Source organism: Streptomyces alkaliterrae, from assembly GCF_007097205.2.
Taxonomy (GTDB): domain Bacteria; phylum Actinomycetota; class Actinomycetes; order Streptomycetales; family Streptomycetaceae; genus Streptomyces; species Streptomyces alkaliterrae.
On the sequence record NZ_VJYK02000050.1, the window covers coordinates 1 to 24,147 of the forward strand.

Below are 24,147 nucleotides of genomic sequence, written 5' to 3' on the forward strand. Positions count from 1 at the left end.
CACGAGCGCCATCGCGATCATCACCCGCTGCCGCATACCGCCGGAGAACTGGTGCGGATAGTCGTCCGCCCGGAGCCTGGCGTGCGGGATGCCGACCCGGTCCAGCATCTCCACGGCCCGGGCCCTGGCGGCCCGGCGGGAGGCGCCCAGGTGCTTGCGGTACGGCTCGGCGATCTGGCGGCCCACCGTGTGGTAAGGCGAGAGGGCGGTCAGCGGGTCCTGGAAGATCATCGCCATCCGGCGGCCGCGCAGCCGTTCCAGCTCCCGTTCGTCCGCTCCGGCCAGCTCCCGGCCGTCGAAGCGGATCGAGCCCTCGGTGCGGGTGCCGCGCCGGTCGTGCAGGCCGAGCAGCGCCATGCTCATCACGGACTTGCCGCTGCCGGACTCCCCGACGACGCCGAGCGTGCGGCCGCGGGCCAGCTCGAAGGAGAGGCCGTCCACGGCCCGTACGACGCCGTCCTCGGTGTCGAACCGCACCCGCAGATCGCGTACGCCGAGCAGCGGCTCCGTCGAACCCGTCATCGTCATCTCGCTCCTACGACAGTCGGATGCGCGGGTCGATCCACGCGTACACGGCGTCGACCAGGATGTTGAAGGCGATGATCATCGCGGCGGCGAACAGCATCACGCCCATCAGCATCGGAAGGTCGGTCTGGGTGACGGAGTTGACGGCGAGCCGCCCGAGCCCGGGCAGGGCGAACGTGAACTCGGTGACCATCGCGCCGCCGAAGAGCGAGCCGAGGTCGACGCCGAGGATGGTGACGATCGGGATCAGCGAGCCGCGCCAGGCGTGCCGGAAGAACACCGTGCGCCCGGACATGCCCTTCGCCCGCGCGGTGCGCACGTGGTCCTCGCGCAGCTGCTCGACGAGCGTGGAGCGTGCCATCCTGGTGTAGGCGGCGGTGAAGATGATCGACATCACCAGCCAGGGCACCAGCAGCCCCTTGAACCAGCCGACCGGGTCCTCCGTCAGGTCGACGTAGCGCGGACTCGGCAGCAGCTGGAGGTGGTAGACGAAGACCGCGAGCACCAGCGGGCCGACCAGGTAGATCTGCATCGAACTCATCACCAGGGACAGCGAGCTGAGGCCCTTGTCCACGAGGTTGCCCTGGTTGCGGGCGGCGATCATGCCGAGGGCGAGTCCGACGGTCAGGAAGACCACCGCTCCCCCGAGCGCCAGCGAGGCGGTGGTGGGGACCCGGTCCAGGATGGTCTCCAGGACGGGCGACTGGTCGCGGAAGGAGTAGCCGAGGCAGGGCGCCGGGCAGGGACCGGCGGCGAAGTCCCGCCCGGCGAAGATCCCCACCAGGTACTCCCAGTACTGCACCGGCACCGGCCGGTCGACCCCGAGGCTGGCCCGGATCATCGCCAGCGACTCCGGGTCGCACGTCTTGCCGCAGGCGAGCCGGGCCGGGTCGCGGGGGATGCTGTAGAAGAGCAGGAAGGTCACCGCGCTGATGACCAGCAGGATGACCGTCGCGCCGAGCACGCGACGCAGCAGGAACCTGATCATCTGGTTCCGGCTACTTCTTCAGGTAGAGCCGGGTGGGGTCGACTCCGCTGTGCTCGTTGTGGAACACCACGCCGCCGACGTTCGAGCCGGCGATCTGGAGCTGCTTGTACGCGAAGAGCGGCACGGCGGGGGTGATCTCCTCCAGGATGTACTTCCCGAGTCCGAACCACTCGGTGGCGGCCTTCTCCGGTTCGGTGATGGCGGTGATCCGGTCGATCTCCCGGTTGACCTTCCGGTCGTTGAGGTGGGAGTAGTTGGCGGAGCCGTCCTCGATGGCGCGGCCGTCGTACTGCGGCGGGATGACGGTCGCCGCGCTGGCCCAGTCGTGGCCCCAGTTGCTGCGGTAGATGTCCCAGCCGTTGTCCACCTTGCCGATGCGGTCGTAGTAGTTGTCGACCGGAACCTCCTTGCGCTGTACGTCGAAGCCGGCCTTCTTCAGCGCGTCGGCGACCGCCACCGAGCCCTTCTGGTCGGCGTCGGCGGTGGAGTGCGCGTAGACCAGGCGGGTGCCGACCGCGTCGGCCTCCTCCAGCAACTCCCGGGCCTTCTTCACGTCGCCGCCGGGCTTGCTCACCTTGTCGAAGGGGTCGTAGGAGGGGTCGGCGCCCGGCAGGGTGGGGTTGAGGTAGCCGCCGGTGAGTTCGCCGCCGATGCCGGGGCCGTAGGGCGCGAGCACGGCCCGGGTGGGCAGCGCGTGGGCGATGGCCCGGCGGACCCGGTGGTCATCGACCCGGTCCATGTTGATGGCCATCTGGGCGACGAAGATCTGGTAGCCCTCGATGGTGCGGGACCGCGCGTCCTTGTCCTTCAGGACCTGCTGGGCGGTGTCGACGTCGACGGAACCGCTCCAGGTGACGGCGTTCGGGTCGGCGTCGGCGAGCAGTTCGCGGGCGCTCTTGCCGTACTCGTGGTTGAACGTGATCTCGAACCGGTCGACGTAGGCGTGCCGTACCGGGTCGGTCTTCGGGTCCCACTGGTCGTTGCGGACGAGGGTCATCGACCGGCCGCGCCGGAACTCCCCGATCTTGTAGGGCCCGGAGGTGGCCGGGGCGCGGTCGTAGCGCTCCCTGGTGTCCCGCTTCTGGGAGACGACGCCGTAGCCGGTGAGGGAGAGCGCGTAGGGAAGGTCGTTGCGCGGCCGCTTGAAGTGGAAGACGATCGTCCGGTCGTCCGGGGTCTCCAGCACGTCGTCGGGCAGGTGGCCGCCCTTGTACGGTCCGCCGGGCAGCAGCTTGCGGTGGCCGGCGCCTGAGGTGTCCGCCAGCCATTCCTGGACGAACTTCGGCCCCTCGGTGACGAAGTCGGCGTACAGCCGCTCGATGGTGTGCCGGACGTCGCGTGAGGTGATCGGGCTGCCGTCCTCGAAGCGGATGTTCTCCTTGAGGGTGTAGGTCCAGGTGCGGCCGTTGTCCGAGACCCGCCCCGAGTCGGTGGCCAGGTCGCCGACGACGCTGTAGCGGCCCTTGTTGTCCAGCTTGACGGCGGTCAGCCGGCGGTGGATCAGACTGGCCATGGTGGTCTGCGAGTTGACGTACATCTGGGCCGGGTCCAGATGCTCGTAGCTGTCGCGTTCGAGTACCGGCATCACACCGCCGCGCCGGGCGCCGGGCGCCTCCTCGGCCGGGCCGGTGGACGCCTTGGCGTCGGCGAACTCGATGAGCGTCGCGCGCTCCGCCCGGGTCTGCTCCCTCGGCCCGGTGTCGCCTCCACCGCCGGGGCTGCAACCGGCCGCCGCCAGCGCGCCGACGACCAGCGCCGCCAGGACGGTCCGCACGCGCGGCTGAAGTGCTCTCTGCTTGCCCATGGCCCCTGCCTGTTGTCGTCGGTCGGTCACCGCTGCCCCCTCGGGTCGAACGCGTCCCGGACGGAGTCCCCGAGCAGGTTGAAGGCGACGATGAAGATCACCATCGCGCCCGCCGGGAAGAACATGTAGGTGAGGTCGGACTGGTAGACCTCCGCGCCGCGCGCGAACATCCGGCCCCAGTCCGGGGTCGGTTCCATGATTCCCACGCCGAGGAAGGAAAGGGCCGCGGCAGTGGTGACGAACGTCGGCAGCATGATGGTCGCCTGGACGAGAATCGGGGTCACCAGGTTCGGCAGGAGTTCCCGGCGGATGATCCACCACGGCGAGGCGCCGCTGACCTTGGCGGCCTCGACGAATTCCCGGTCCCGCAGCGAGAGGGTGACTCCGCGGAGAATTCTGGCCAACGTCATCCAGCCCAGGAACCACAGGACAAGAATGACCGAAACCACCCGGATGTACGCCGGCGTCTCCTCCGCCGGGTCCACGAACAGCGCCGCCACGATCGGCATGAAGGCGACAAAGAAGAGTTGGTTCGGGAAGGCCATCAACAGGTCGATCAGCCGGTTCAGCAGATAGTCGGCCTTTCCGCCGAGGTAGCCGGCGCTGACACCGATGACGATCGCGGTCAGCACCGCCAGGACGGTCACGGCCACCGCGATGCCCAGCGAGGTGCGGATGCCGAAGATCAGCTGGGTGAACACGTCCCGGCCCTGGCCGGGTTCGAGGCCGAACCAGAACTCGCCGTCGATGCCGCCGTTCGGCTTCACCGGGTACTCGAACTCGTTGAGCAGCCCTTCGCGCTCGTGCCCGTACCGGGTGTACGGGTCCTTGCCGTACAGCCGGGAAATGACCGGTGCGAAGAGCGCGACGGCGAAGAAGAACAGCACCACACAGGCGGCGACCACTCCGGAGCGGTCGCGCCGGAAGCGCCGCCACATGAGCTGCCCCGGCGAGCGTCCGGCGACTTCCCCGGCGGTGGAACCGGCGGCCGCCGAATCCACCGGAGCTGAGGTGGTCTCGGTCAACGTCCCCCCGTGCGGAAGAGGTGGAGTGAGCAGTGACTTTCCCAACAAGGCGGCGGACGGTCAAGGACATTCACCGGCCTACACCAATGACACATTTTTCGTATGGTCGCTTTTCGGCCGCCCGTACCCGCGTTAACACGTGGGCAATCGGCGTGAATCACGGTTGATATCGCGGTACCGCACGCTGGTGTCGTACGGCCGTGCGGGTGCCGTCGCGGACGGCCGGGGAGCGCGACGCCCCGGCCGTCCCCCCGCGGAGTCTCAGCCCTCCGGGCAGGCCCTAGTCCGCCCTGCCGCGCGCCGGGTCCTCGGGGGCCGGCGGCTCCTGCGGGTGGGTGACCTCCGGCTTGTCCTCGGCGAAGAAGCACGCCGAGTCGTGGTGCGCGGGCCCCTCCACGTAGCGGAACTCCGCCGGCACGGCCAGGTCCGGCACCTCCAGCGCGCAACGCGCCCGGGCCTTCCAGCAGCGGGTGCGGAAGCGGCAGCCGGACGGCGGGTTCGCCGGCGAGGGCACGTCACCGGTGAGGATGATGCGCTCCCGCTGGTCCCGGGTTGCCGGGTCGGGCTGCGGCACGGCGGAGAGCAGCGCCTGCGTGTACGGGTGGGTCGGGTGGTCGTAGATCTCGGCGTCGGTGCCGATCTCCGCCATCTTCCCCAGGTACATCACGCCGACGCGGTCGGAGATGTGCCGGACGATGGACAGGTCGTGGGCGATGAAGACGTAGGACAGGTTGAACTCGTCCTGGAGCCGTTCCATCAGGTTGATGACCTGCGCCTGCACCGAGACGTCCAGCGCCGAGACCGGCTCGTCGCAGATGATGATCTCCGGGTTGAGCGCCAGGCCCCGGGCGATGCCGATGCGCTGCCGCTGGCCGCCGGAGAACTGGTGCGGGTACCGGTTGATGTACTCCGGGTTCAGGCCCACCACGTCGAGCAGTTCCTGGACCTTCCGGCGGCGGTCGCCCTTCGGCGCCACCTCCGGATGGATCTCGAACGGCTCGCCGATGATGTCGCCGACCGTCATCCGCGGGTTGAGGGAGGTGTACGGGTCCTGGAACACCATCTGGATGTTCCGCCGCACCGCCTTCAGCGCCCGCCCCGACAGCCGGCTGATGTCCTCGCCCTTGTAGAGGATCTGACCGGAGGTCGGGGTCTCCAGGTTCATCAGCAGCTTGGCGACGGTCGACTTGCCGCAGCCGGACTCGCCCACGACACCCAGGGTCTCGCCCTGGTAGAGGTCGAAGGAGATGTCGTCGACCGCGCGGACCGCGCCGATCTGCTTCTTGAAGAGGATTCCCTGGGTGAGCGGGAAGTGCTTGACCAGGTTCCGCACCTGGAGGATCGGCTCCCCCCGGTCGACCGTCTTGGCGAACGCCGCCTCGACCTCGGCCGTGGTGGACGACTCCGAGACGTCCCCGCCGCCCTGCTCGGGCGTGCCGCCCTGCTTGTCCAGGTCAGCCATGGATCGTCTCCTTCCAGAAGTGGCAGGCGCTGCCCCGGCCGACCAGGGTGGTGCCGTCCTGCTCGGTCACCGGGTGCAGAGCCGGCACCTCGGTGCGGCAGATGTCCTGGGCGCGGTCGCAGCGCGGGTTGAACGCGCAGCCGGCGGGCACCCGCGCCATGTTCGGCGGCAGGCCCTTGATCGCGTACAGCTCCGAGCCCTTGTGGTCCAGCCTCGGGATGGAGTCCAGCAGGCCCTTCGTGTAGGGGTGTGCCGGGCGCTTGTAGAGCTCGTGCACCGGCGCGGTCTCGACGATCCGGCCCGCGTACATCACGGCGATCTTGTCGGCCACGTCGGCGACCACACCCAGGTCGTGGGTGATCAGGATCAGACCCATGTTGTACTCGCGCTGCAACTCCGCCAGCAGGTCCATGACCTGGGCCTGCACGGTGACGTCCAGCGCGGTCGTCGGCTCGTCCGCGATGATCAGGTCCGGCTCCAGGGCCAGCGCCATCGCGATCATGATGCGCTGCCGCATACCGCCGGAGAACTGGTGCGGGTAGTCGTTCACCCGCTCCTTGGCGGCCGGGATGCGGACCCGGTCCATCAGCTCGATGGCCTTGGCCTTGGCGTCCTTCTTGGACAGCCCCTGGTGGACCCGGAACATCTCGCCGAGCTGGTAGCCGACGCTGAGCACCGGGTTCAGCGAGGACAGCGCGTCCTGGAAGATCATCGCGATCTTGCGACCCCGGATCTTCCGGCGCTCCTCACCGGACATGGTGAGCATGTCCTGGCCCCGGTACAGGATCTCGCCGCTCGGGATGCGACCGGGCGGCATGTCCAGGATGCCCATGATGGCCTGCGCGGTGACGGACTTGCCGGAACCCGACTCGCCCAGCACCGCCAGCGTCTCACCGGAGTCGACGCTGTAGTTGACACCGTTGATCGCCTTGACCACGCCGTCCCGGGTGTGGAACTCCACGTGCAGGTCCTTGACCTGGAGCAGTGGAGTACCGGCCGAGTCGGCGCTCTTCGCCGCGGGAAGGTCCGCGGTCTTCTGTGTGGTGGTCACGTACGCCTCCCTCAGCGCAGCTTGGGGTCGAGGGCGTTGCGCACGGCTTCGCCGAACATGATGAACGCCAGGATCGTGAAGCTCAGCATGAGGCCCGGCCACAGCAGCACGTGCGGCGCGTTGCGCAGCAGGTCCTTGGCGGTGTTGATGTCCACACCCCAGGAGACGGCCGGCGGGGCCAGGCCGATGCCGAGGAAGGACAGCGTCGCCTCGGCCGAGATGTAACCGCCGAGCGCGATGGTGGCGACCACGATGACGGGGGTCACGGCGTTGGGCAGCACGTGCCGGAAGAGGATCCGGGTGGTGCTGGCGCCCAGCGCCTTGGCGGCCATCACGTAGTCGGCCTGCTTGACCGTGATCACCGATCCGCGCATGACCCTGGCGACCAGGGTCCAGCCGAGCACGGCCAGCGCCAGGACGATCACGTACACGGCCCGGGTCTCGAAGGAGACCAGGATGACCATCGCGCCGAGCAGGAACGGCAGGCCGAGGAAGACGTCGGTGATGCGGGAGATGACGGTGTCCACCCAGCCGCCGAAGTAACCGGCGAGCATGCCGAGCAGACCGCCGACGAAGGTGACCAGCACGGTCACCGAGACGCCGATCAGGATCGAGTTGCGGGCGCCGTGGATCAGTCGCGTGTAGACGCTGTAGCCCTGGCCGTCGTAGCCCAGCCACTCGGGCGAGAAGAAGGCGCCGAACTGCGGCTTCTGGAGGTAGAGCGCCATGTCGCTGTCGCGCGGGCTCAGGCTGGTGAACCAGCCTGGGAAGGCGGCGATGACCAGCAGCAGGAGGATCATCGCCGAGGAGATGATGAACATCGGGCTGCGGCGCAGGTCGGACCAGGCGTCCGACCACAGGCTGCGGGGCTTGCCGACCGCCGGGTCCGCCGGGGGGACAGGAGCGCCCTCGGCGACCGGGGCCTTGACCGGCTCGGTCTCTTCGGTCTTGGTCAGGTCAGGCATAGCGAATCCTCGGGTCAAGCACCGCGTACAGCAGGTCGACGAGCAGGCTGATGGCGAGATAGATGATCACGATCAGCGTCACCAGACCGACCACCGTCGAACCTTCACGACGGAAGAGCGCGGTGAACAACTCGCTGCCGATGCCGTTGATGTTGAAGATGCCCTCGGTCACGACCGCGCCGGCCATCAGGGTGCCGATGTCGACACCGAGGAAGGTGACCACCGGGATCATGGAGTTGCGCAGCAGGTGCACGCTCAGCACCCGGCGCTGGGGCAGACCCTTGGCGATGGCGGTCCGCATGTAGTCGGCGCGCCGGTTCTCGGCGACGGAACTACGGGTGAGTCTCGCGACGTAGGCAAGCGACAACGACGCCAGCACAAAGGCCGGCATCAACAACTCGCCGAGATTCTCCGAATCCGTGACCAGTGGTGACGTCCAGTTCAACGTGTTGGAGAACACGTACTGGTAGATGTAACCGAGCACGAAGACCGGCACCGAGATGAAGATCAGGGTGACGAACAGTACGACGGTGTCGGGCCAGCGGCCGGCGTTCAGGCCGGCGACCATGCCGAGACCGATGCCGACGATCACGATGATGATGAACGCGAGCAGCGCGAGTCTCGCCGTGATGGGCAGTGCTCTCGCGATCACCTCGCCCACCGGTAGGCCGGTGGCGATCTGCTCGCCGAAGTCACCCTGTGGGAGACCCATCAGATAGTTCCAGTACTGCTGCCACAAGGGCAGGTCGAGCCCGAGGTCCGCCTTGATCGCTGCGATCTGGGCCGGGTCGATGGTCTGGTCTCCGTAGAGCGCGCGCACGGGATCGCCGGGAAGCGCGTACATCATGAGGAAGACCAGCAGCGTGACCCCGATGAAAACCGGGATCATCTGGAGCAGTCGCCGAGCGACATAACGCCCCATTATTTCCTCCATGTCCACATTCTGGTAAGCCGGGGGTCGCCCCACTTCTTGAGTGGGACCACCCCCGGCTCCTACGCCACTACCGTCAGTGCGGTGTGCGACGTTCGGGAACTACCCGGCGATTACTTCACGACCTTGACCTTGTGCATCAGCAGGAAGTTCGCGAGGTCGAACTCGACGTTGTTGACCTTCTTGCTGTGCGCGGCCTGCGTGGAGTAGTACCAGAGCGGAATGGCCGGCATCTCCTTGACGAGCTCCTTCTCCGCGTCCTGGTAGGCCTTGACGGTGCCGTCCAGGTCCGCGGCCGAGTCGCCCTTCTTGAAGAGCTCGTCGACCTTCTTGCTGGAGAAGAAACCGGTGTTGGAGTCGGCGCCGGTCTCGTACAGCTCGCGCATGAAGTTCACGTTGACCGGGTAGTCCAGCACCCAGCCGCCGCGGTACATGGACTTGACCTTCTTGGCGTCACGGGTGTTGAGGTCGGTCTGGAAGTCGACCTTCGCGTCCGGGATGCACTCGACGCCGGTGTTCTGGCGGATGTTGTTGCAGACCGCCTCGACCCACTCCTTGTGACCGCCGTCGGCGTTGTACTGGATGTGGACCTTGTTGCCGGGAACGCCGCCGGCGTCCTCGATCGTCTTCTTGGCCTTCTCCGGGTTGTACTCGGCGACCTCGCCGAGCACGCCCTCCTGGAAGCCCAGGACGTTCGGGCCGACGAAGCCGGTGGCCGGCACGCGGCTGCCGTTCAGCACCTTGTCGGTGATCGTCTTGCGGTCGATCGCCATGGACAGGCCCTGGCGGAGCTTGGCGTTCTTCTCGTCGCCCAGCTTCCACTGGTCGCCGTAGAAGACCGGGACGATGGACTGGACACCGGCCATGGGGGCGTCGATGGCGCGGTCGCCGAAGTCCTGGCGGTACTTGGGCAGGTCACGCGGCGGAATCTGCGTGATGACGTCGGCCTTCTCGGAGGCGACGGCCTGGTACTGGGCCTCGAGGGTGTTGTAGACGACCAGCTCGACGCCGCCGTTCTCGGCCTTGTCCGGACCCTGGTACTCGTCGTAGCGCTCGAGCGTGATCTTCTTCTTGCGCTCCCAGCTGACGAACTTGTACGGACCGTTGCCGACCGGCTTGTCGCCGTAGGCCTTCGGGTCGTCGTAGAACTTGCTCGGCAGCGGGGACCACGCGCTGTAGGCCAGCTTGTAGTTGAAGTAGGTGACCGGCTCGGTCAGCTCGATGGTGAAGGTGTGGTCGTCCACGACCTTCAGGCCGGACATCTCCTTGGCCTTCGGCTTGCCCTTGCTCGGGTGGACGTCCTCGTAGCCCTTGATGTCGGCGAACCAGTAGCTGTTCTGCTGGTTGTTGTCGATGTTCGCCGCCCAGTTCCAGGCGTCGACGAAGGACTTCGAGGTGACCTCTTCGCCGTCGTGGAACTTCCAGCCCTTCTTGAGCTTGACGGTCCAGGTCCTGTTGTCCTCGGTCTCCACCGACTCGGCGTTGACGTAGACGAGCTCCGCGCTGCCGTCCTTCTTGTAGTCGACGAGCTGGGAGAACAGGCCCTTGATGACCTGGCCGCTGGCCGTGTCACGGGAGTTGGCGGGCTGGAGGTTGCCCTGCGGCTCCGAGTTGGTGAGCCGGAACACACCGTTCGGGTCAACCTCGCCCTTGCCGCCGTCATTGCTGCTGTCGTTGCCACCGCATGCAGTCGCCGCCAGGGCCACGACTATCGCACTCGCGACCCACTTGGCGCTCTTGGCACCGCGCATGGGTTTGCCTCCTCAGGAGTCCACTGTCATTACGGGACGGGAACACGCTGCTTCCTTCGGCATGGTCATGCCGAAACCCGGCATGGTCATGCCGGACAACGCCCCCGCTGTCACGAATCAGCGCCCCCAACAGCACATGACCCGGACCCGAGCTCGATGGACCCCACTATTGGGCACAGCGAGCCCGTAAACCACACGTGAGGGATCTCGGTTTGGTCACATAACGAGCCACCGAAGGTCCGAAATCCGGACAAAACAATCCGTTACAGACGGACGCGAAACGGACTGTTAACGCGTCTTTCGCCATCCGGAGTTCGGATTACGGACGGTGGGTCACCTAAACCCGCTTGACGATCGAAGATCCACTCGCCTCGACGCCAACGCGACCCGCACACGGCCTCCGGGCCGCCCGACCGGGGGCCCGAGTGAGATACAACACGTCGTCACCGGCGCCCGCAAGAGGGCGCCATGAGGGCGGCCGGGACGCGGGACCCCTCGGTCCACGTCCCGGCCGTCGCCACGACCTGGCGGAAGGTCAGCGCTTGGAGCGCGACAGCGCCCGCGCACGCTCCTTCTGGTCCAGCACGACCTTGCGGATGCGAACGGCATCCGGGGTCACCTCGATGCACTCGTCCTCACGGCAGAACTCCAAGGACTGCTCGAGCGAGAGCTTGCGCGGCGGCACCAGGTTCTCCGTGGTGTCGGCCGACGCGGCCCGCATGTTGGTGAGCTTCTTCTCCTTGGTGATGTTCACGTCCATGTCGTCCGAGCGCGAGTTCTCGCCGACGATCATGCCCTCGTACACCTCGGTGGTGGGCTCGACGAAGATCACGCCGCGCTCCTGGAGGTTAAGCATCGCGAACGGCGTCGCCACGCCGGCCCGGTCCGCCACCAGGGAGCCGCTGCGGCGGGTGCGCAGCTCGCCGAACCACGGCTCGTGGCCCTCGGAGATGGAGTGCGCGATACCGGTGCCGCGCGTCTCCGTCAGGAACTCCGTGCGGAAGCCGATCAGGCCGCGCGAGGGCACGATGAACTCCATCCGCACCCAGCCGGAGCCGTGGTTGGTCATCGTCTCCATGCGGCCCTTGCGGCTCGCCATGAGCTGCGTGATCGCGCCCAGGAACTCGTCGGGGGCGTCGATGGTCATCCGCTCGACCGGCTCGTGGAGCTTGCCGTCGATCTCCTTGGTGACCACCTGCGGCTTGCCGACGGTCAGCTCGAAGCCCTCCCGGCGCATCGTCTCCACCAGGATCGCCAGCGCCAGCTCACCGCGGCCCTGGACCTCCCAGGCGTCCGGGCGCTCGGTCGGCAGCACCCGCAGCGAGACGTTGCCGATCAGCTCGCGGTCCAGCCGGTCCTTCACCAGGCGGGCGGTCACCTTGTGACCCTTGCCGCCCTTGCCGACGAGCGGCGAGGTGTTGGTGCCGATGGTCATCGAGATGGCCGGCTCGTCCACCTGGATCAGCGGCAGCGCGATCGGGTTCTCCGCGTCGGCCAGCGTCTCGCCGATCATGATGTCGGCGATGCCGGCGACCGCGCAGATGTCACCGGGCCCGGCCTCCTCGGCCGGCTTGCGGGTGAGCGCGTCCGTCATCAGCAGCTCGGTGATCCTGACGTTCTGGATCGAGCCGTCGCGCTTCATCCACGCGACCGTCTGGCCCTTGCGGAGCGTGCCCTGCTGCACCCGGCACAGGGCGATACGGCCGAGGAAGTTGTCCGCGTCGAGGTTGGTGACGTGCGCCTGGAGCGGGGCGTTCTCCTCGTAGGAGGGCGCCGGCACGGTCTCCAGCAGCGTGGTGAAGAACGGCTCCAGGCTGTCGCTGTCAGCCGGGACGGTGCCGTCCTCCGGCTTGGTCAGCGAGGCGATGCCGTCCCGGGCGCAGGCGTAGACGATCGGGAACTCGATCTGGTCCTCGGTCGCGTCCAGGTCCAGGAACAGGTCGTACGTCTCGTCGACGACCTCGGCGATCCGCGAGTCGCTGCGGTCGGTCTTGTTGATGCACAGGATCACCGGCAGCTTCGCCTGGAGGGCCTTGCGCAGCACAAAACGGGTCTGCGGCAGCGGGCCCTCGGAGGCGTCCACCAGCAGCACCACCGCGTCGACCATCGACAGACCGCGCTCGACCTCGCCGCCGAAGTCGGCGTGGCCCGGGGTGTCGATGATGTTGATCGTCACCGGGCCGCCACCGCCCTTGGGGTGGTACTTCACCGCGGTGTTCTTCGCGAGAATGGTGATGCCCTTCTCGCGTTCCAGGTCGTTGGAGTCCATCACCCGGTCGTCCACCTGCTGGTGGGCGGCGAAGGCGCCGGCCTGCTTGAGCATGGCGTCGACGAGGGTGGTCTTGCCGTGGTCGACGTGGGCGACGATGGCGACGTTACGGATGTCGTTGCGCGTGGGCATGGCTAGCGGCCGCTTCTCCGGGGTGTCGTGGATGCTGCGCAACCTTCCGGGTCACGCGCCCGCCGGACTGATCATCTGCCACGGCCAGGCTCTCCCATGTTACGGCCCGTACGGGCAACGCTCCTCCCCGGCCGTTCACCAGGCGGGCCGGACGGGCGGCACGACGGGGGCGGGACGGGCCGTGCCGTACCGCCCCCGTGGGTGCCGACCGCCTCGTCAGGAGCGGTAGGCGATGTCCTGGTAGCGCGGGGTCTCGAAGCCGAAGGCGCCCGCGTTGACCAGCTTCCTGTTCACCGCGACCAGCTCCGGCCGCTGGTACAGCGGCACCGAACCGGCCACCGCCCAGACCCGGGCGTCGATCCGCCGCAGGAGGTCCTGGCGGGCCCGGTCGTCCAGCTCGTTCGCCGCCTGTTCGAAGAGCAGGTCGATCTGGTCGGTGCCGACCCGGGAGTAGTTCTGCTCGATCATCAGCGTCCCGTTCGGCGCCGGCACCGGCTTGGCGAAGACCGGCCGGGCGTCCGTCACCGGGAACGCGCTCACCGGCCAGGAGAACAGCGCCAGGTCGAAGTCCCCGGAGGCGATGTGGTCGGCGAAGTACGACTCGTCGCGGACCTGCTGAATCTCGGCGCGCACGCCGACGCGCTCCAGCATGTAGGCGATGCGGTGGCCGGTGGAACGCAGCTGCTCGGAGCCCGGGCCGGCCGGCAGCACCATGCGCAGCACCAGCTCCTTGCCCTCCTTCACCCGCACCAGGCTGCCCTCGGCGCGCAGCAGCCCGCCGACGAACCGAGACAGCGCCCGGTAGGCCTCGTCGGCCTCCTTCTGCGACTCGTCGGCCTGGTTCCGCAGGGCTGTGAGGCGTTCGCCGCCCTCGCTCTCGGCGGCGTCCGCCGCCCGCTCGTCCGCGTAGGCGGTCTGCCGCAGCAGGCCGACGTGGGCGGTCGCCGAGCTGTGGGTGAGACCGCCGAAGACGGGCGCGGTGACGGTGTGCGGGGAGCCGCCCCCCTGGTCGGCGGCCTTCGCTCTGGCCCCCTTGTCGCTCTGCTCGGCGTCCGCCCCCGAGGCGGCCCGGGCGTCGGGCAGCGGACCGCCCTTCCAGCCGGCGGCGGCCAGCAGTCCGGCGGCGGCTTCCGTGCCCGGCTTGCCCAGCGCGGCACTGCTGTCGTGGTAGCCCTCCTGGCCGGCCAGCCGCAGATGGCTGCCGAGCGGCTTGCCGGGCAGTTCGATCGGACGCATCGCCTCGGCCGCCAGCTTGTCGCGGTCCAGCGCGCGGGCGATGGCCCGGCGGACGCGCTCGTCGCGGAGGGGCCCGGAGGTGGCGTTCATGGTGAGCTGGGTGTACGCCGGGCCGAGCGCGCGCCGGACGGTCAGCTCGCGGAGGTTCTTCCGCTGCTCGGCGGCCTTCGCCGCGGCCTCCGCGGCCTTGGCAGCCGCCTTCCCGCTCTTGCCGTCGGCGGCCTGCTCGTCCGCGGCGTCGGCGGCGTCGGCGTCGGCTTCCTCCTCAGCGTCCTTGTCCGCGTCCTTGGTGGTGTCCTTGTCCGCGTCCTTGTCCGCGTCCTTGGGCGCCTTCTTCTCCGGCTTTTCCGGCTTTTCCGGCTTCTCCGGCTTGGCGGCCTTCTCGGGCGGGGCACTCGCTCCGGACCCCCGGCCGCCGTCGAGCACCTTGGTGAGTTCCGAGGCCTCGATCTCGGCGAGGTCGAGCTTGCCCTCGGCCAGCGCCTTCGCCCGCTTCCCCCGAGCCACCGGGGTGAGCACGATCGAATCGAGTCGGGCCCTGTCGCCCCACCACTTCGGGTTGCGCTCCAGGGTGACCGTGCGGGCCTTCTTGCCCAGCTCGCCGTCGTCGGCCAGCTGGAAGGGGCCGGCGGCGGCCGGCAGCCGGGTGCGCGACGCCTCGTTGAACGCCTTGGGGTCGCCCATCACCGAGCGCGGGTACAGCGGGGTGAACAGCGACTTCCAGTCGCTGTAGGGGCGGGCGAAGGTGACCTTCACCTGGCGCGGCTTCTCACCCGACTCGATCTTGTGGATGCGGTCGTAGCCGGCGTTGCGGGCACTCCAGTAGGCGCTGTCGCTGCCGCTGAGCGCCTTCCACTGGGCCTCGAAGTCGCCCGCGCCGATGACCTTTCCGTCGTTCCACCGGGCCTTGGCGGTGAGGGTGTAGACGACGGTCTGCTGCGGTTCCCGCGCGGTGACCTCGGCAGACTGCAGGTAGTCCGGGTTGGGCTGCGGTACCCCGCGGGCGTCGAGGGTGAACAGCGCCGGGAGCGTGGCGGCGGCGATCCGGTCCGTGGCCTCGGCGGCGTCGGACTGGAAGGCGTTGAGGGTGCTGGGCATGGCGTCCACCGCCCAGCGCAGTGTTCCTCCGGAGGCTGTGCGGTCGCGGGCGACGGCGGAGACGTCGCGGGTGGCGCCTCCCTTGCCCTCGCTGGGCTCGTCGGCTGAGCCGCAGCCGGCGAGGACCGGCGGCAGCAGCGCGCCGGCGGCGAGCACGGCCACGCAACGCCGGCGGAAGGCGGTGTCGGGGGCTGGCGAGGCTGGCATTTGCGGTGTACCTCCGGGGCGCCACGCATACGAGTCACACGGACACATATGCCGTTCATCACATCTATGGCCCCAGCAATAACCGGCGTCCTCCCGGACACCGCGGCGACACGACGCCGGGGCCGCCAACCCCACCCGGTTGGCGGCCCCGGAAGAACCCTCACGGTGTCCGTCTCAGGAAACGACGTCCTTGCGGCCGAAGCCTCGGAACGCGAGCGCGAACAGCACCAGTGCGTAGGCGAGCGACACGGCCGTGCCCTTGACCATGCCGTCCCAGACCAGCTCCGGCTGGAGCGCGTCCAGCCAGGCGAACTGCCAGTGCGCGGGCAGGAACTCCCGCCAGTCCTCCAGCGCGGTCACCGCGTCCAGCACGTTGCCGAGGATGACCAGTCCGACCGCGCCGCCCACCGCGCCCAGCGGCGCGTCCGTACGGGTGGAGAGCCAGAACGCCAGGCCCGCGGTGACCAGCTGGGACAGCACGATGAACACCACGGCCAGACCGAGCCGCAGCAGCGCCTCGTCCGCCGGGAGCGAACCGCCGGTGGGGATGCGCAGCGGCCCCCAGCCGTAGGCGACGGTGCCCACCACCAGCGCGACCAGCGGCAGCAGCACGATCGCCGCGACGCTGAACGCGAGCGCCACCACCAGCTTGCTCCACAGCAGCCGCCACCTGGGCACCGGCGCCGCGAGCAGGTAGCGCAGCGAGGACCAGCCGGCCTCGGAGGCGACGGTGTCTCCGCAGAACAGCGCCACCGGGATGACCAACAGGAAGCCGGCGGAGACGAACAGCGAGACGGCCGCGAAGTTCAGCCCCGAGGCGGTGGCGGTGTCCATCAGGGTGATCCGCCGGCTGGGCCGGTCGCCGTCGCCGACCGCGAAGGCGATGAGCAGGATGAACGGCAGGGCGGCCAGTAGCCCGCCCATGACAAGCGTGCGGCGGCGGCGCAGCTGCCGTACGGCCTCCACGCGCAGCGGGAGCGTGTGGCCCGCCCGGTAGCCGGGGGCGGCCTCCAGATGCCGGTTCATGCGGACGGTCCTCCGATCATGGTCAGGAAGGCGTCCTCGAGGCGCCGGTTGGGTCCGAAGCGCTCGACGGGCAGGCCGGCGGCGACCAGGGCGCCGAGCACGTCGGCGGCGGACCCGCCGTCCAGCCGCAGCAGCAGTCCGCCCTCCGGCGGCGGGGCCGGCTCGGCGGACGCCACGCCGGGGACGGCGGCGGCCTGCTCGGCGTACTTGGCCAGCCGTTCGGCGTCCGGTTCGCCGGCGAGGCCGACGAGCAGGCTGTCGCCCGCGCCGGTGATCTCGGCGACCGGCCCGGCCTGCACAAGCCGTCCCCGGTCCATCACGACCAGGTGCGTGCAGGACTGCTCGACCTCGGAGAGCAGATGGCTGGAGACGATGACGGTCCGGCCGGTCTCCGCGTAGCGGATCATGACCTCCCGCATCTCCCGGATCTGCGGCGGGTCGAGACCGTTGGTGGGTTCGTCGAGGATGAGCAGGTCGGGCAGGCCGAGCATGGCCTGGGCGATGGCCAGCCGCTGCCGCATGCCCTGGGAGTAGGTGCGGACCGCGCGGTCCAGCGCCTCGCCGAGGTCGGCGATCTCCAGCGCCTCGTCGACGTGCGCGTCCTCGGCGGGGCGGCCGGTGGCCCGCCAGTACAGCTCCAGGTTGGCGCGTCCGCTCAGATGGGGCAGGAAGCCAGCGCCTTCGACGAAGGCGCCCACCCGGGAGAGCACCGGGGCTCCGGGGCGCACCGGGTGGCCGAAGACGCGGATCTCCCCGGCGTCCGGGGTGATGAGGCCCATCAGCATGCGCAGGGTGGTGGTCTTGCCGGCGCCGTTGGGGCCGAGCAGCCCCAGGACCTGGCCCTTCTCCACACGGAAGCCCACGTCGCGGACGGCGTAGCGGTCGGCGGAGCCGGCGTAGCGCTTGCTGAGTCCGGTGATCTCCAGCGGGACGTCGGTCAGTTCCGGGTCGGGCTCCGTCGGGCCGTGGGCGCCGCGGCCGCGGCGGGCGGTGAGCAGCAGGGCGAGGGCGATGAGGGCGCCGGCGAGCGGCAGGCCCCAGACCCACCAGGGGAAGGCCGCCGCGTCGGTGCGGACCGCCGGGGCGGTGGGAACGCTGAGCGCCGGGTCGGCGAGCGACACGGTGTAGTCGGCGGCCCGGAGCGGGGAGGCGTAGGCGAGGTCGGTGGAGGCGACGACGAGTTCCAGCCGGTGGCCGGCCTTGACCTCGTGGTCCACGGCGGGCAGCCGCAGCCGGACGGTCCGGCCCTCGTCGGCGCCGGTGACCCGTACGGGGCTGACGAGTTGGGCGGGCAGGGTCCGCCGCCCGTCGGGGGCGACGTCGTAGACCTTGCCGAACAGCACGGCTTCCGTCCCGCCCTTGTCCCGGGCCGCGGCCGCGGCGTCGGAGGCGCGGACGTGGACGGTGGCGGTCGGGGTGCCGGTGATCCGCAGCGAGCGGTCGAGCGGCTCGGAGCGGAAGGCGGCGAACTGGCCCGGCATGTCCTGGCTGATGCTGACGTTGAACGACCGCAGCTGGTCCAGGCCGCCGCCGAGGCCCGGGATCGTCGACAAGGACGGCGGGCCGGCGCCGGGCGGGTTGCGGAAGGTCTGCTGCGGGCCCGCGAGCGGCACGTCGACGGCGCCGGCGCGCAGTCCGGGGTAGGCGGACGCGCTGGCGCCGCGCAGCGTCGCGGAGCCGTTGGTGGAGTTGATGCCGCCGGTGCGGGAGACCCGGAAGGCGGGTCCGGTGTCGGCGGACTCGTCTCCCCGCAGGTGCCGGTCGAACCAGGCGGTGACGCGCTGCCGGACCCGGTCGATCTCGGTGTCGCCGCCGTCGTGGCCGCCGGCGATCCAGTCGACGGCCACCGGCGCGCCGTTGCCGCTGACCGCGCGGGCGATGCGGTCGCCGTGGTCGAGCGGGAAGAGGGAGTCGGACTGGCCGTGCACGACCAGCGTCGGGACCCGGACGCGTTCGGCGAACGCCGCGGGGCTGCGTTCGGCGAGCAGCTTCCGCGCCTCGGCGTCGGGGCGGCCCGCCTCGGCGACCCGCTCGTACATCCGGCAGAGCTCCGGTTGGAACCTGCCGCAGCCGTCGGCGGGCCGCGTCTGCGGACGCTCGGCTGAGTTGCCGCCGCCGCGTCGGGGCGGTTCGCCGGGGCCGTCCTCACCGCCGGAACCGCCGGTGCCGCCGGGCACGCCGCGCGGGTCGCCGCCGGGGGCGAGGGAGCCGGTGGTGAAGAAGACGCCGGCCCACAGCTTCTTGTAGACGCCTTCCGGGAAGAGCGCGTCGGCGAGGTCCCAGTAGGTGATCATCGGGGCGATGGCGTCGACGCGTTTGTCCTGACCGGCGGCGAGCAGTGCGGCGGCGCCCGCGTAGGACGCGCCGGTCACCCCGACCCTCGGGTCGCCCTCGGCGTCGAGCTGCACCTCGGGGCGCTTCGCGAGCCAGTCCACGAGGCGGCGCACGTCGGCGCCCTCGCCTTCGGGGTCGTTGAGCCCGATCCGCCCGGTCGACTTGCCGAAGCCGCGCGCGGACCAGGTCAGCACGGCGTAGCCGTCCCTCGCCAACTGCTCGGCCTGTTCGGCTAGTTCGTTCTTGCTGCCGCCGAAGCCGTGGCCGAGCAGCACCGCGGGGCGGCGCCGGTCGGACGGTCCGGTGGTGAAGAACGAGGTGTCGATCCTCGCGTCCGGCATGGTGAGGCGCTGGTCACTGCGGTGCACGGGCTCCGGGGAGCCGGCGACCACCGCGGTGGCGGCCCCCGCCCCGCCGAGCAGCAAAAGCGCCACGGCTCCGGCGACGAGGCGCCGCCGGGTCGCGGCCAGTCGAAGTCCCATGACCAGAACCCTAAGTCGTCCGCCGGGCGACCGGCGAACGGCCCCGCGCCCTGGAATCCGCCTGGAGCCGGGGCCCTACAGCGCCGGATACGCGTCCAGCAGGGCCTGTACCGGGTCGACCTCCCGGGAGCTGGCCGTCTTGGGCTGCTTCAGCTCGAACCAGACGGCCTTGCCCGCCGGGGTCCGCCGACTGCCCCAGCGCGCGGACAGCAGCTCGACGAGCTGGAGCCCGCGCCCGCCCTCGTCGGTGTCCTGGGCGCGGCGCCGGCGCGGCTGCACCTGACCGCTGTCCCACACCTCGCACACCAGGCAGTGGTCGAGCAGCAGCCGCAGCCGGATCGTGCCGGCGCCGTGCCGCAGCGCGTTGGTGACCAGCTCGCTGACGAGGAGTTCGGTGGTGTCGGTGAGGGCGCCCAGGTCCCATTCGGCGAGCTGGGCGCGGGCGAGCTCGCGGGCGCGTGCCACCGAGCGCGGCTCGGCGGGCAGCCGCCAGTCGCCGACGGCGGAGCCTGGCAGGCCGTGCACCCGGGCGAGGAGCAGCGCCATGTCGTCCTCGCCGTCGGCGTCGATGCCGGCGAAGACCCGGTCGCAGACCTCCTCGAGGGGGCGGTTGCTGTCGCCGAGGGTGCTGCGGAAGGTCTCCAGGCCGACGTCCAGCGACTGGTGGCGGGACTCGACCAGGCCGTCGGTGTAGAGCGCGAGCAGCGCGCCGTCCGGGAGCTGGATCTCGATCTGCTCGAAGGGTTCGCCGCCGACGCCCAGCGGGACGCCCTTGGGCACGTCGGCGAGCAGGACGGGCGCCGGGACGTCGCCGAGGGCCCGGCCGGGCTCCACGAGGACGGGCGGCAGATGCCCCGCGTTGGCGATGGTGCAGCGCCGGGAGACCGGGTCGTAGACGGCGTAGACGCAGGTGGCCAGGTACACCTCGGCCAGGTCGCCGTCCTCGCGGCGGCTGTAGCGGGTGTCGCCGAGGCCGCGCGCGATCTCGTCCAACGCCTCGAGTACCTCGGCGGGTTCGAGGTCGAGGAGGGCGAGTGTCCGTACGGCGGTGCGGAGTTCGCCCATGGCGACGGCGGCGCGCAGGCCCCGGCCCATGACGTCGCCGACGACCAGCGCGGTGCGGTGGCCGGGCAGCCCTATGACGTCGAACCAGTCGCCGCCGACCTCGGTGGCCGCGGCGCCGGGCCGGTAGCGGCAGGCGATGTCCAGGCCGGCCGCCTCGGGGTTGCCCGGCGGCAGCAGGCTGCGCTGGAGTATCAGGGCGCGCTCGTGCTCGCGGCGGTAGAGCCGGGCGTTGTCGATGCACACGGCCGCGCGGGCGGCCAGTTCGGCGGCGAGCGCGGCGTCCCGGTCGCCGAAGCGCTCGCTGCCCTTGGCGCGGGAGAACTGCACGAGGCCCAGCACCCGTTCACCGGCGATCATCGGCACGGCCAGCGTGGAGTGCACCACGATGCCGAACGCGGAGACGCTCTCGCCGTCGCGGTTCTCCACCGGATGCACGGATTTGACCCGGGCGGTGCGCAGGGCGGCGGCGCAGGGCGACTCGAAGGCGTAGCGGTGGGTGGAGCCGAGCGGGACGGTGTCGGGGTCCGAGCCGTCACCGACGGCGCTGGCGAACGCGACGCGGCGCAGCGGCGCCGAGCCCTCGCCGCTGCCCTGGTGCGGGTCGTCGCCGGCCAGCACCTCCTCGTAGAGGTCCACCGAGGCGAGGTCGCAGAACTGCGGGACCGCGATGTCCAGCAGTTCGCGCGCGGTCCGCTCCAGGTCGAGGGAGTTGCCCATGCGTGCTCCGGCGGCGTTCAACAGCGCCAACGCGCGGCGAACGTCGTCCGGCTTGCCCGCGTCGGCTGGAATGTCGCTCAACGCAGCCCCTTCCCCGTCGTCCCGGCTCACGAGCCCGGGTGCAGTCTTGCAGGAGTCGGCGCTTCGGCACACCGTCTTGGCCATCGTCCACAAGTCCGCTTCTCGCTTCTGCTACTGACAGCGTCCGGAATCTCATCCCGCGTCACATGCGTCCCGCCGTTAGCGTCGCTGTCTTCCCTTCTCATAACCACGCGCACGCGGCTCGAACCCCCGTCGCCCGCCCGGTGGGGGCGCCCCCGGCGCACGGCGCGCGGCGTGCGACGCCGTATGCCCCCGGCGCCACCCGGCGGGAACCACTGAGCCCATAACCTCTCGGGAACCGCCGCGCCAGTCCTGTTCAGGGCAGGTTGAGTTCGAACCAGACGGTCTTGCCGACCGGTCCCTGGCGGGTGCCCCAGCGGCGGGCCGCCTGGGCGACGAGCTGGATGCCGCGCCCGCCCTCGTCGTCCGGGTCGGGGACGCGCTGGCGCGGCGGGTCGGGCAGCGAGTCGGAGACCTCGACCAGCAGCGAGCTGCCGCGCACCATGCGGACGCCGATCGGGCCGTGGGCGTAGCGCAGCGAGTTGGTGACGAGTTCGCTGACCAGCAGCACGGCCTCGTCGGCCAGTTCGTCCAGCCCCCAGCGGTGGAGCACCGCGCGCACCTCACGGCGGGCCCGGCGCACGGCCCGGGTCTCGGTGGGGAACGTCCAGCTCACCGAGCTGTCGTCGGGCAGTCCGCCGAGTTGGGCGACCAGCAGCGCCACGTCGTCGCCCTGGCTGGGGGCCCTGCTGCCGCCGGGGGTCAGCAGTCCCAGCAGGTCGTCGCAGGTGTCCTCGATGTCGAAGGGCTTGCCGCTGCCGGAGAGTCGGCGCACCAGGCGGTCGAGGCCTTCGGTGATGTCCTCGCCCCTGGTCTCGATCAGGCCGTCGGTGTAGAGGACGAGTACCGCGCCCTCCTCCACGGTGAAGTCGACCGATTCGAAGCGCACGTCCTCGCCGACGCCCAGCGGCGCACCGGCGGGCAGGTCGAGCGGCACGGCGCGGCGCTGGCCGCCGGTGGGCGGGGTGTGGACGAGCAGCGGGGGGACGTGGCCGGCGAGGGCGATCGAGCACTGCCGGGTGGAGGTGTCGTAGACCGCGTAGACGCAGGTGGCCATGAGCGGTTCCTCGGGGCCCTGGGCGAGGTCGTCGGCGAGGTCGTTGATGCGGCGCAGCAGTTCGTGCGGCGGCAGGTCCAGCGGGGCGAGGGTGCGGACGGCGGTGCGCAGCCGGCCCATGGTGGCGGCGGCCCGCAGGCCGTGTCCCATCACGTCGCCGACCACCAGGGCGACCCGGCCGCCGGCCAGCGGGATGACGTCGAACCAGTCGCCGCCGACCTCGGTGCCGCTGCTGCCCGGCACGTACCGGAAGCCCACCCGGACGCCGGGCACGCTGGGCACGCGCTGCGGCAGCAGGCTGCGCTGCAGCATCAGCGCGCCCTCGCGCTCCCGCGCGTACAGCCGGGCGTTGTCCAGGGAGACGCCGGCCCGGCCGGCGAGTTCCATGGTGAGGGTGACGTCGTCCTGGTCGAAGCCCTCCCGCTCGCCGGCCCGGCTGATCACCAGCAGGCCCAGCACGATGCCGCGGGCACTGAGCGGCACGCACATCAGCGAGTGGATGTCGAGGTCGAGCGCGGCCTGCACCTTGGGGTCGCCGGGGTAGGTCGCGTCGAGGAGTTCGCGCTGGGAGGTGGCCAGGTGGGGGCGCCCGGTGCGCAGCACCGTGGCGAAGAAGGAGTCGGGGGCGAGCGCGACGTCCTGTCCGGCGCGCAGCATGCGTTCCACCCGGGACCCGGTGGTCTTGGCGGCGACGCCCAGTTGGAGCAGCGGGACCCCCAGGCGCGGGGCGGTCTCGGGGAGTTCGGCGCCCTGGACGACCTCGGTGCGCAGCATGACGCCCGCGTAGTCGGAGAAGCGCGGGACGAGGGCGCGGGCCAGGGCGCGGGAGAGGCGGCGCACGTCGAGCAGGTCGCCGAGCGCCACGCTGACGTCGTCGAGGAGCTTCAGCCGCTGCCTTGCCCGGTCGATCTTCCGCAGCGCCTCGCGGCGTTCGGTGATGTCCATGATCGTGCAGCTGACGCCGAGCACGTTGCCGGAGCGGTCGGTGAGGCGGCTGTAGGAGACCGAGCGGGCGCCGATGCCGTCGGGCGCGGGCATGATCATGTCGACGATCGTGCGGCCGCTCTCCAACACGGCGGACTGGACCTTGGAGATCTCGTCGGCCATGAAGGCGGGCAGCACGTCCTCGACGGTGCGGCCGAGCAGTTCCTCCACCGGTGTCCGGTTGAGCTCGGCCAGCGCCTTGTTGACCCGGACGAACCGCTTCTGCTCGTCGAAGAGCGCGATGCCGAGCGGGGAGGAGTCGAAGAGCGCGTCGAGGGCGGCCAGGTCGTGTTCGATCGCGCGCAGCCGGCTGATCTCCACGACGTTGGCCAGAATGAACGGCTCGCCGTCGGCGTCCTCCAGCAGTGCGGCCTGCGCCTGGAGGTCGACGCCGTACCCGTCGCGGTGCCGCCCGCTGACAAAGCCCCGCCAGACCCGGCCGCGGCGCAGCTGGCCGTAGACCCGCAGTGTGAAGTCGTTGGAGCCGTCCGAGGGCGAAAGGAACTCGGCGAAGCGACGCCCGGCGGCCTCCTCGGCGCGCCAGCCCAGCAGGTCCTCGGTGGTCGGGCTCCACAGCAGCACACGCCCGCCGATGTCGAGGATGACCACGCCGATGGGCAGCGCGTCGAACAGCGAGTCCGCTGAGTCCTCCGGCTGGCTCACAGCGCCACGTCCCTGCTCGGGTGGTCGTCCCCGAGCGCGGTCGGGTGGGTATCACGCACTGCGCCCGGCGGCCGGCGGGCCGGCGGCCCACACCCCGATTGTGCACGTGGTCAGGCCTCGGTACCGCCCGGATACTCCAAACGCTCCACCAGGTAACGCCGCGGCGCCGGGACGGGCGAGCGTCCGTCGGCGCCGCGCCCCTCGGGCGTGTCC

Annotated in this window: 14 protein-coding genes and 1 pseudogene; all 15 read right to left on the reverse strand. The window is 70.5% G+C overall.

Annotated features, from left to right (window positions below; genetic code table 11):
* Positions 1-522: ATP-binding cassette domain-containing protein (locus FNX44_RS07100; RefSeq protein WP_438948027.1), on the reverse strand; the 522-nt coding region annotated here is incomplete at its 3' end.
* Between the two features lie 13 nt (positions 523-535).
* The gene (locus tag FNX44_RS07105) at positions 536-1,513 is read right to left on the reverse strand and encodes an ABC transporter permease (protein ID WP_143647123.1); all 978 of its coding nucleotides are present in this window, start codon (positions 1,511-1,513) and stop codon (positions 536-538) included.
* 10 nt (positions 1,514-1,523) lie between these two features.
* Entirely contained in the window at positions 1,524-3,317 is a 1,794-nt protein-coding gene (locus FNX44_RS07110; RefSeq protein ID WP_153506969.1) for an ABC transporter substrate-binding protein, read from the reverse strand.
* 26 nt (positions 3,318-3,343) lie between these two features.
* Positions 3,344-4,342: an ABC transporter permease gene (locus tag FNX44_RS07115; protein ID WP_228449719.1), complete on the reverse strand. Its 999-nt coding sequence runs from the start codon at positions 4,340-4,342 to the stop codon at positions 3,344-3,346.
* Positions 4,343-4,622: 280 nt separating this feature from the next.
* Entirely contained in the window at positions 4,623-5,804 is a 1,182-nt protein-coding gene (locus FNX44_RS07120; RefSeq protein ID WP_143647124.1) for an ABC transporter ATP-binding protein, read from the reverse strand.
* Complete coding sequence (locus tag FNX44_RS07125; RefSeq protein ID WP_143647125.1) at positions 5,797-6,855, reverse strand: ABC transporter ATP-binding protein; 1,059 nt, start codon at positions 6,853-6,855, stop codon at positions 5,797-5,799. The genes FNX44_RS07120 and FNX44_RS07125 overlap by 8 nt, the downstream gene beginning before the upstream one ends.
* Before the next feature lie 11 nt (positions 6,856-6,866).
* Complete coding sequence (locus tag FNX44_RS07130) at positions 6,867-7,820, reverse strand: ABC transporter permease (RefSeq protein WP_143647126.1); 954 nt, start codon at positions 7,818-7,820, stop codon at positions 6,867-6,869.
* Complete coding sequence (locus FNX44_RS07135) at positions 7,813-8,742, reverse strand: ABC transporter permease (RefSeq protein ID WP_143647136.1); 930 nt, start codon at positions 8,740-8,742, stop codon at positions 7,813-7,815. The genes FNX44_RS07130 and FNX44_RS07135 overlap by 8 nt, the downstream gene beginning before the upstream one ends.
* A 122-nt stretch (positions 8,743-8,864) precedes the next feature.
* On the reverse strand, positions 8,865-10,502 hold the full coding sequence (locus FNX44_RS07140) for a peptide ABC transporter substrate-binding protein (protein ID WP_143647127.1): 1,638 nt from the start codon (positions 10,500-10,502) through the stop codon (positions 8,865-8,867).
* 535 nt (positions 10,503-11,037) lie between these two features.
* Positions 11,038-12,903, reverse strand: coding sequence for a translational GTPase TypA (gene typA, locus FNX44_RS07145; RefSeq protein WP_143647128.1), 1,866 nt, complete (start codon positions 12,901-12,903; stop codon positions 11,038-11,040).
* A 216-nt stretch (positions 12,904-13,119) separates the two neighbouring features.
* Positions 13,120-15,444, reverse strand: a complete 2,325-nt coding sequence (locus FNX44_RS07150; protein WP_143647129.1) for an ABC transporter family substrate-binding protein — start codon at positions 15,442-15,444, stop codon at positions 13,120-13,122.
* Positions 15,445-15,618: 174 nt separating this feature from the next.
* Positions 15,619-16,470, reverse strand: a complete 852-nt coding sequence (locus tag FNX44_RS07155; RefSeq protein ID WP_143647130.1) for an ABC transporter permease — start codon at positions 16,468-16,470, stop codon at positions 15,619-15,621.
* Positions 16,467-19,286, reverse strand: a complete 2,820-nt coding sequence (locus tag FNX44_RS07160) for an alpha/beta fold hydrolase (protein WP_143647131.1) — start codon at positions 19,284-19,286, stop codon at positions 16,467-16,469. The genes FNX44_RS07155 and FNX44_RS07160 overlap by 4 nt, the downstream gene beginning before the upstream one ends.
* 75 nt (positions 19,287-19,361) lie before the next feature.
* Positions 19,362-21,107: pseudogene (locus tag FNX44_RS07165) on the reverse strand (ATP-binding SpoIIE family protein phosphatase); the annotation flags it as partial.
* A gap of 379 nt (positions 21,108-21,486) precedes the next feature.
* On the reverse strand, positions 21,487-23,934 hold the full coding sequence (locus tag FNX44_RS07170; RefSeq protein ID WP_143647133.1) for a SpoIIE family protein phosphatase: 2,448 nt from the start codon (positions 23,932-23,934) through the stop codon (positions 21,487-21,489).
* Positions 23,935-24,147 lie beyond the last annotated feature (213 nt).

Excerpts from the sequence above, each read along its gene's own strand:
- FNX44_RS07105 (WP_143647123.1), bottom strand. The coding sequence starts at position 1,513 with ATGATCAGGTTCCTGCTGCGTCGCGTGCTCGGCGCGACGGTCATCCTG.
- FNX44_RS07110 (WP_153506969.1), bottom strand. The coding sequence starts at position 3,317 with ATGGGCAAGCAGAGAGCACTTCAGCCGCGCGTGCGGACCGTCCTGGCG.
- FNX44_RS07120 (WP_143647124.1), bottom strand. The coding sequence starts at position 5,804 with ATGGCTGACCTGGACAAGCAGGGCGGCACGCCCGAGCAGGGCGGCGGG.
- FNX44_RS07130 (WP_143647126.1), bottom strand. The coding sequence starts at position 7,820 with ATGCCTGACCTGACCAAGACCGAAGAGACCGAGCCGGTCAAGGCCCCG.
- FNX44_RS07135 (WP_143647136.1), bottom strand. The coding sequence starts at position 8,742 with ATGGGGCGTTATGTCGCTCGGCGACTGCTCCAGATGATCCCGGTTTTC.
- FNX44_RS07140 (WP_143647127.1), bottom strand. The coding sequence starts at position 10,502 with ATGCGCGGTGCCAAGAGCGCCAAGTGGGTCGCGAGTGCGATAGTCGTG.
- typA (WP_143647128.1), bottom strand. The coding sequence starts at position 12,903 with ATGCCCACGCGCAACGACATCCGTAACGTCGCCATCGTCGCCCACGTC.
- FNX44_RS07150 (WP_143647129.1), bottom strand. The coding sequence starts at position 15,444 with ATGCCAGCCTCGCCAGCCCCCGACACCGCCTTCCGCCGGCGTTGCGTG.
- FNX44_RS07155 (WP_143647130.1), bottom strand. The coding sequence starts at position 16,470 with ATGAACCGGCATCTGGAGGCCGCCCCCGGCTACCGGGCGGGCCACACG.
- FNX44_RS07160 (WP_143647131.1), bottom strand. The coding sequence starts at position 19,286 with ATGGGACTTCGACTGGCCGCGACCCGGCGGCGCCTCGTCGCCGGAGCC.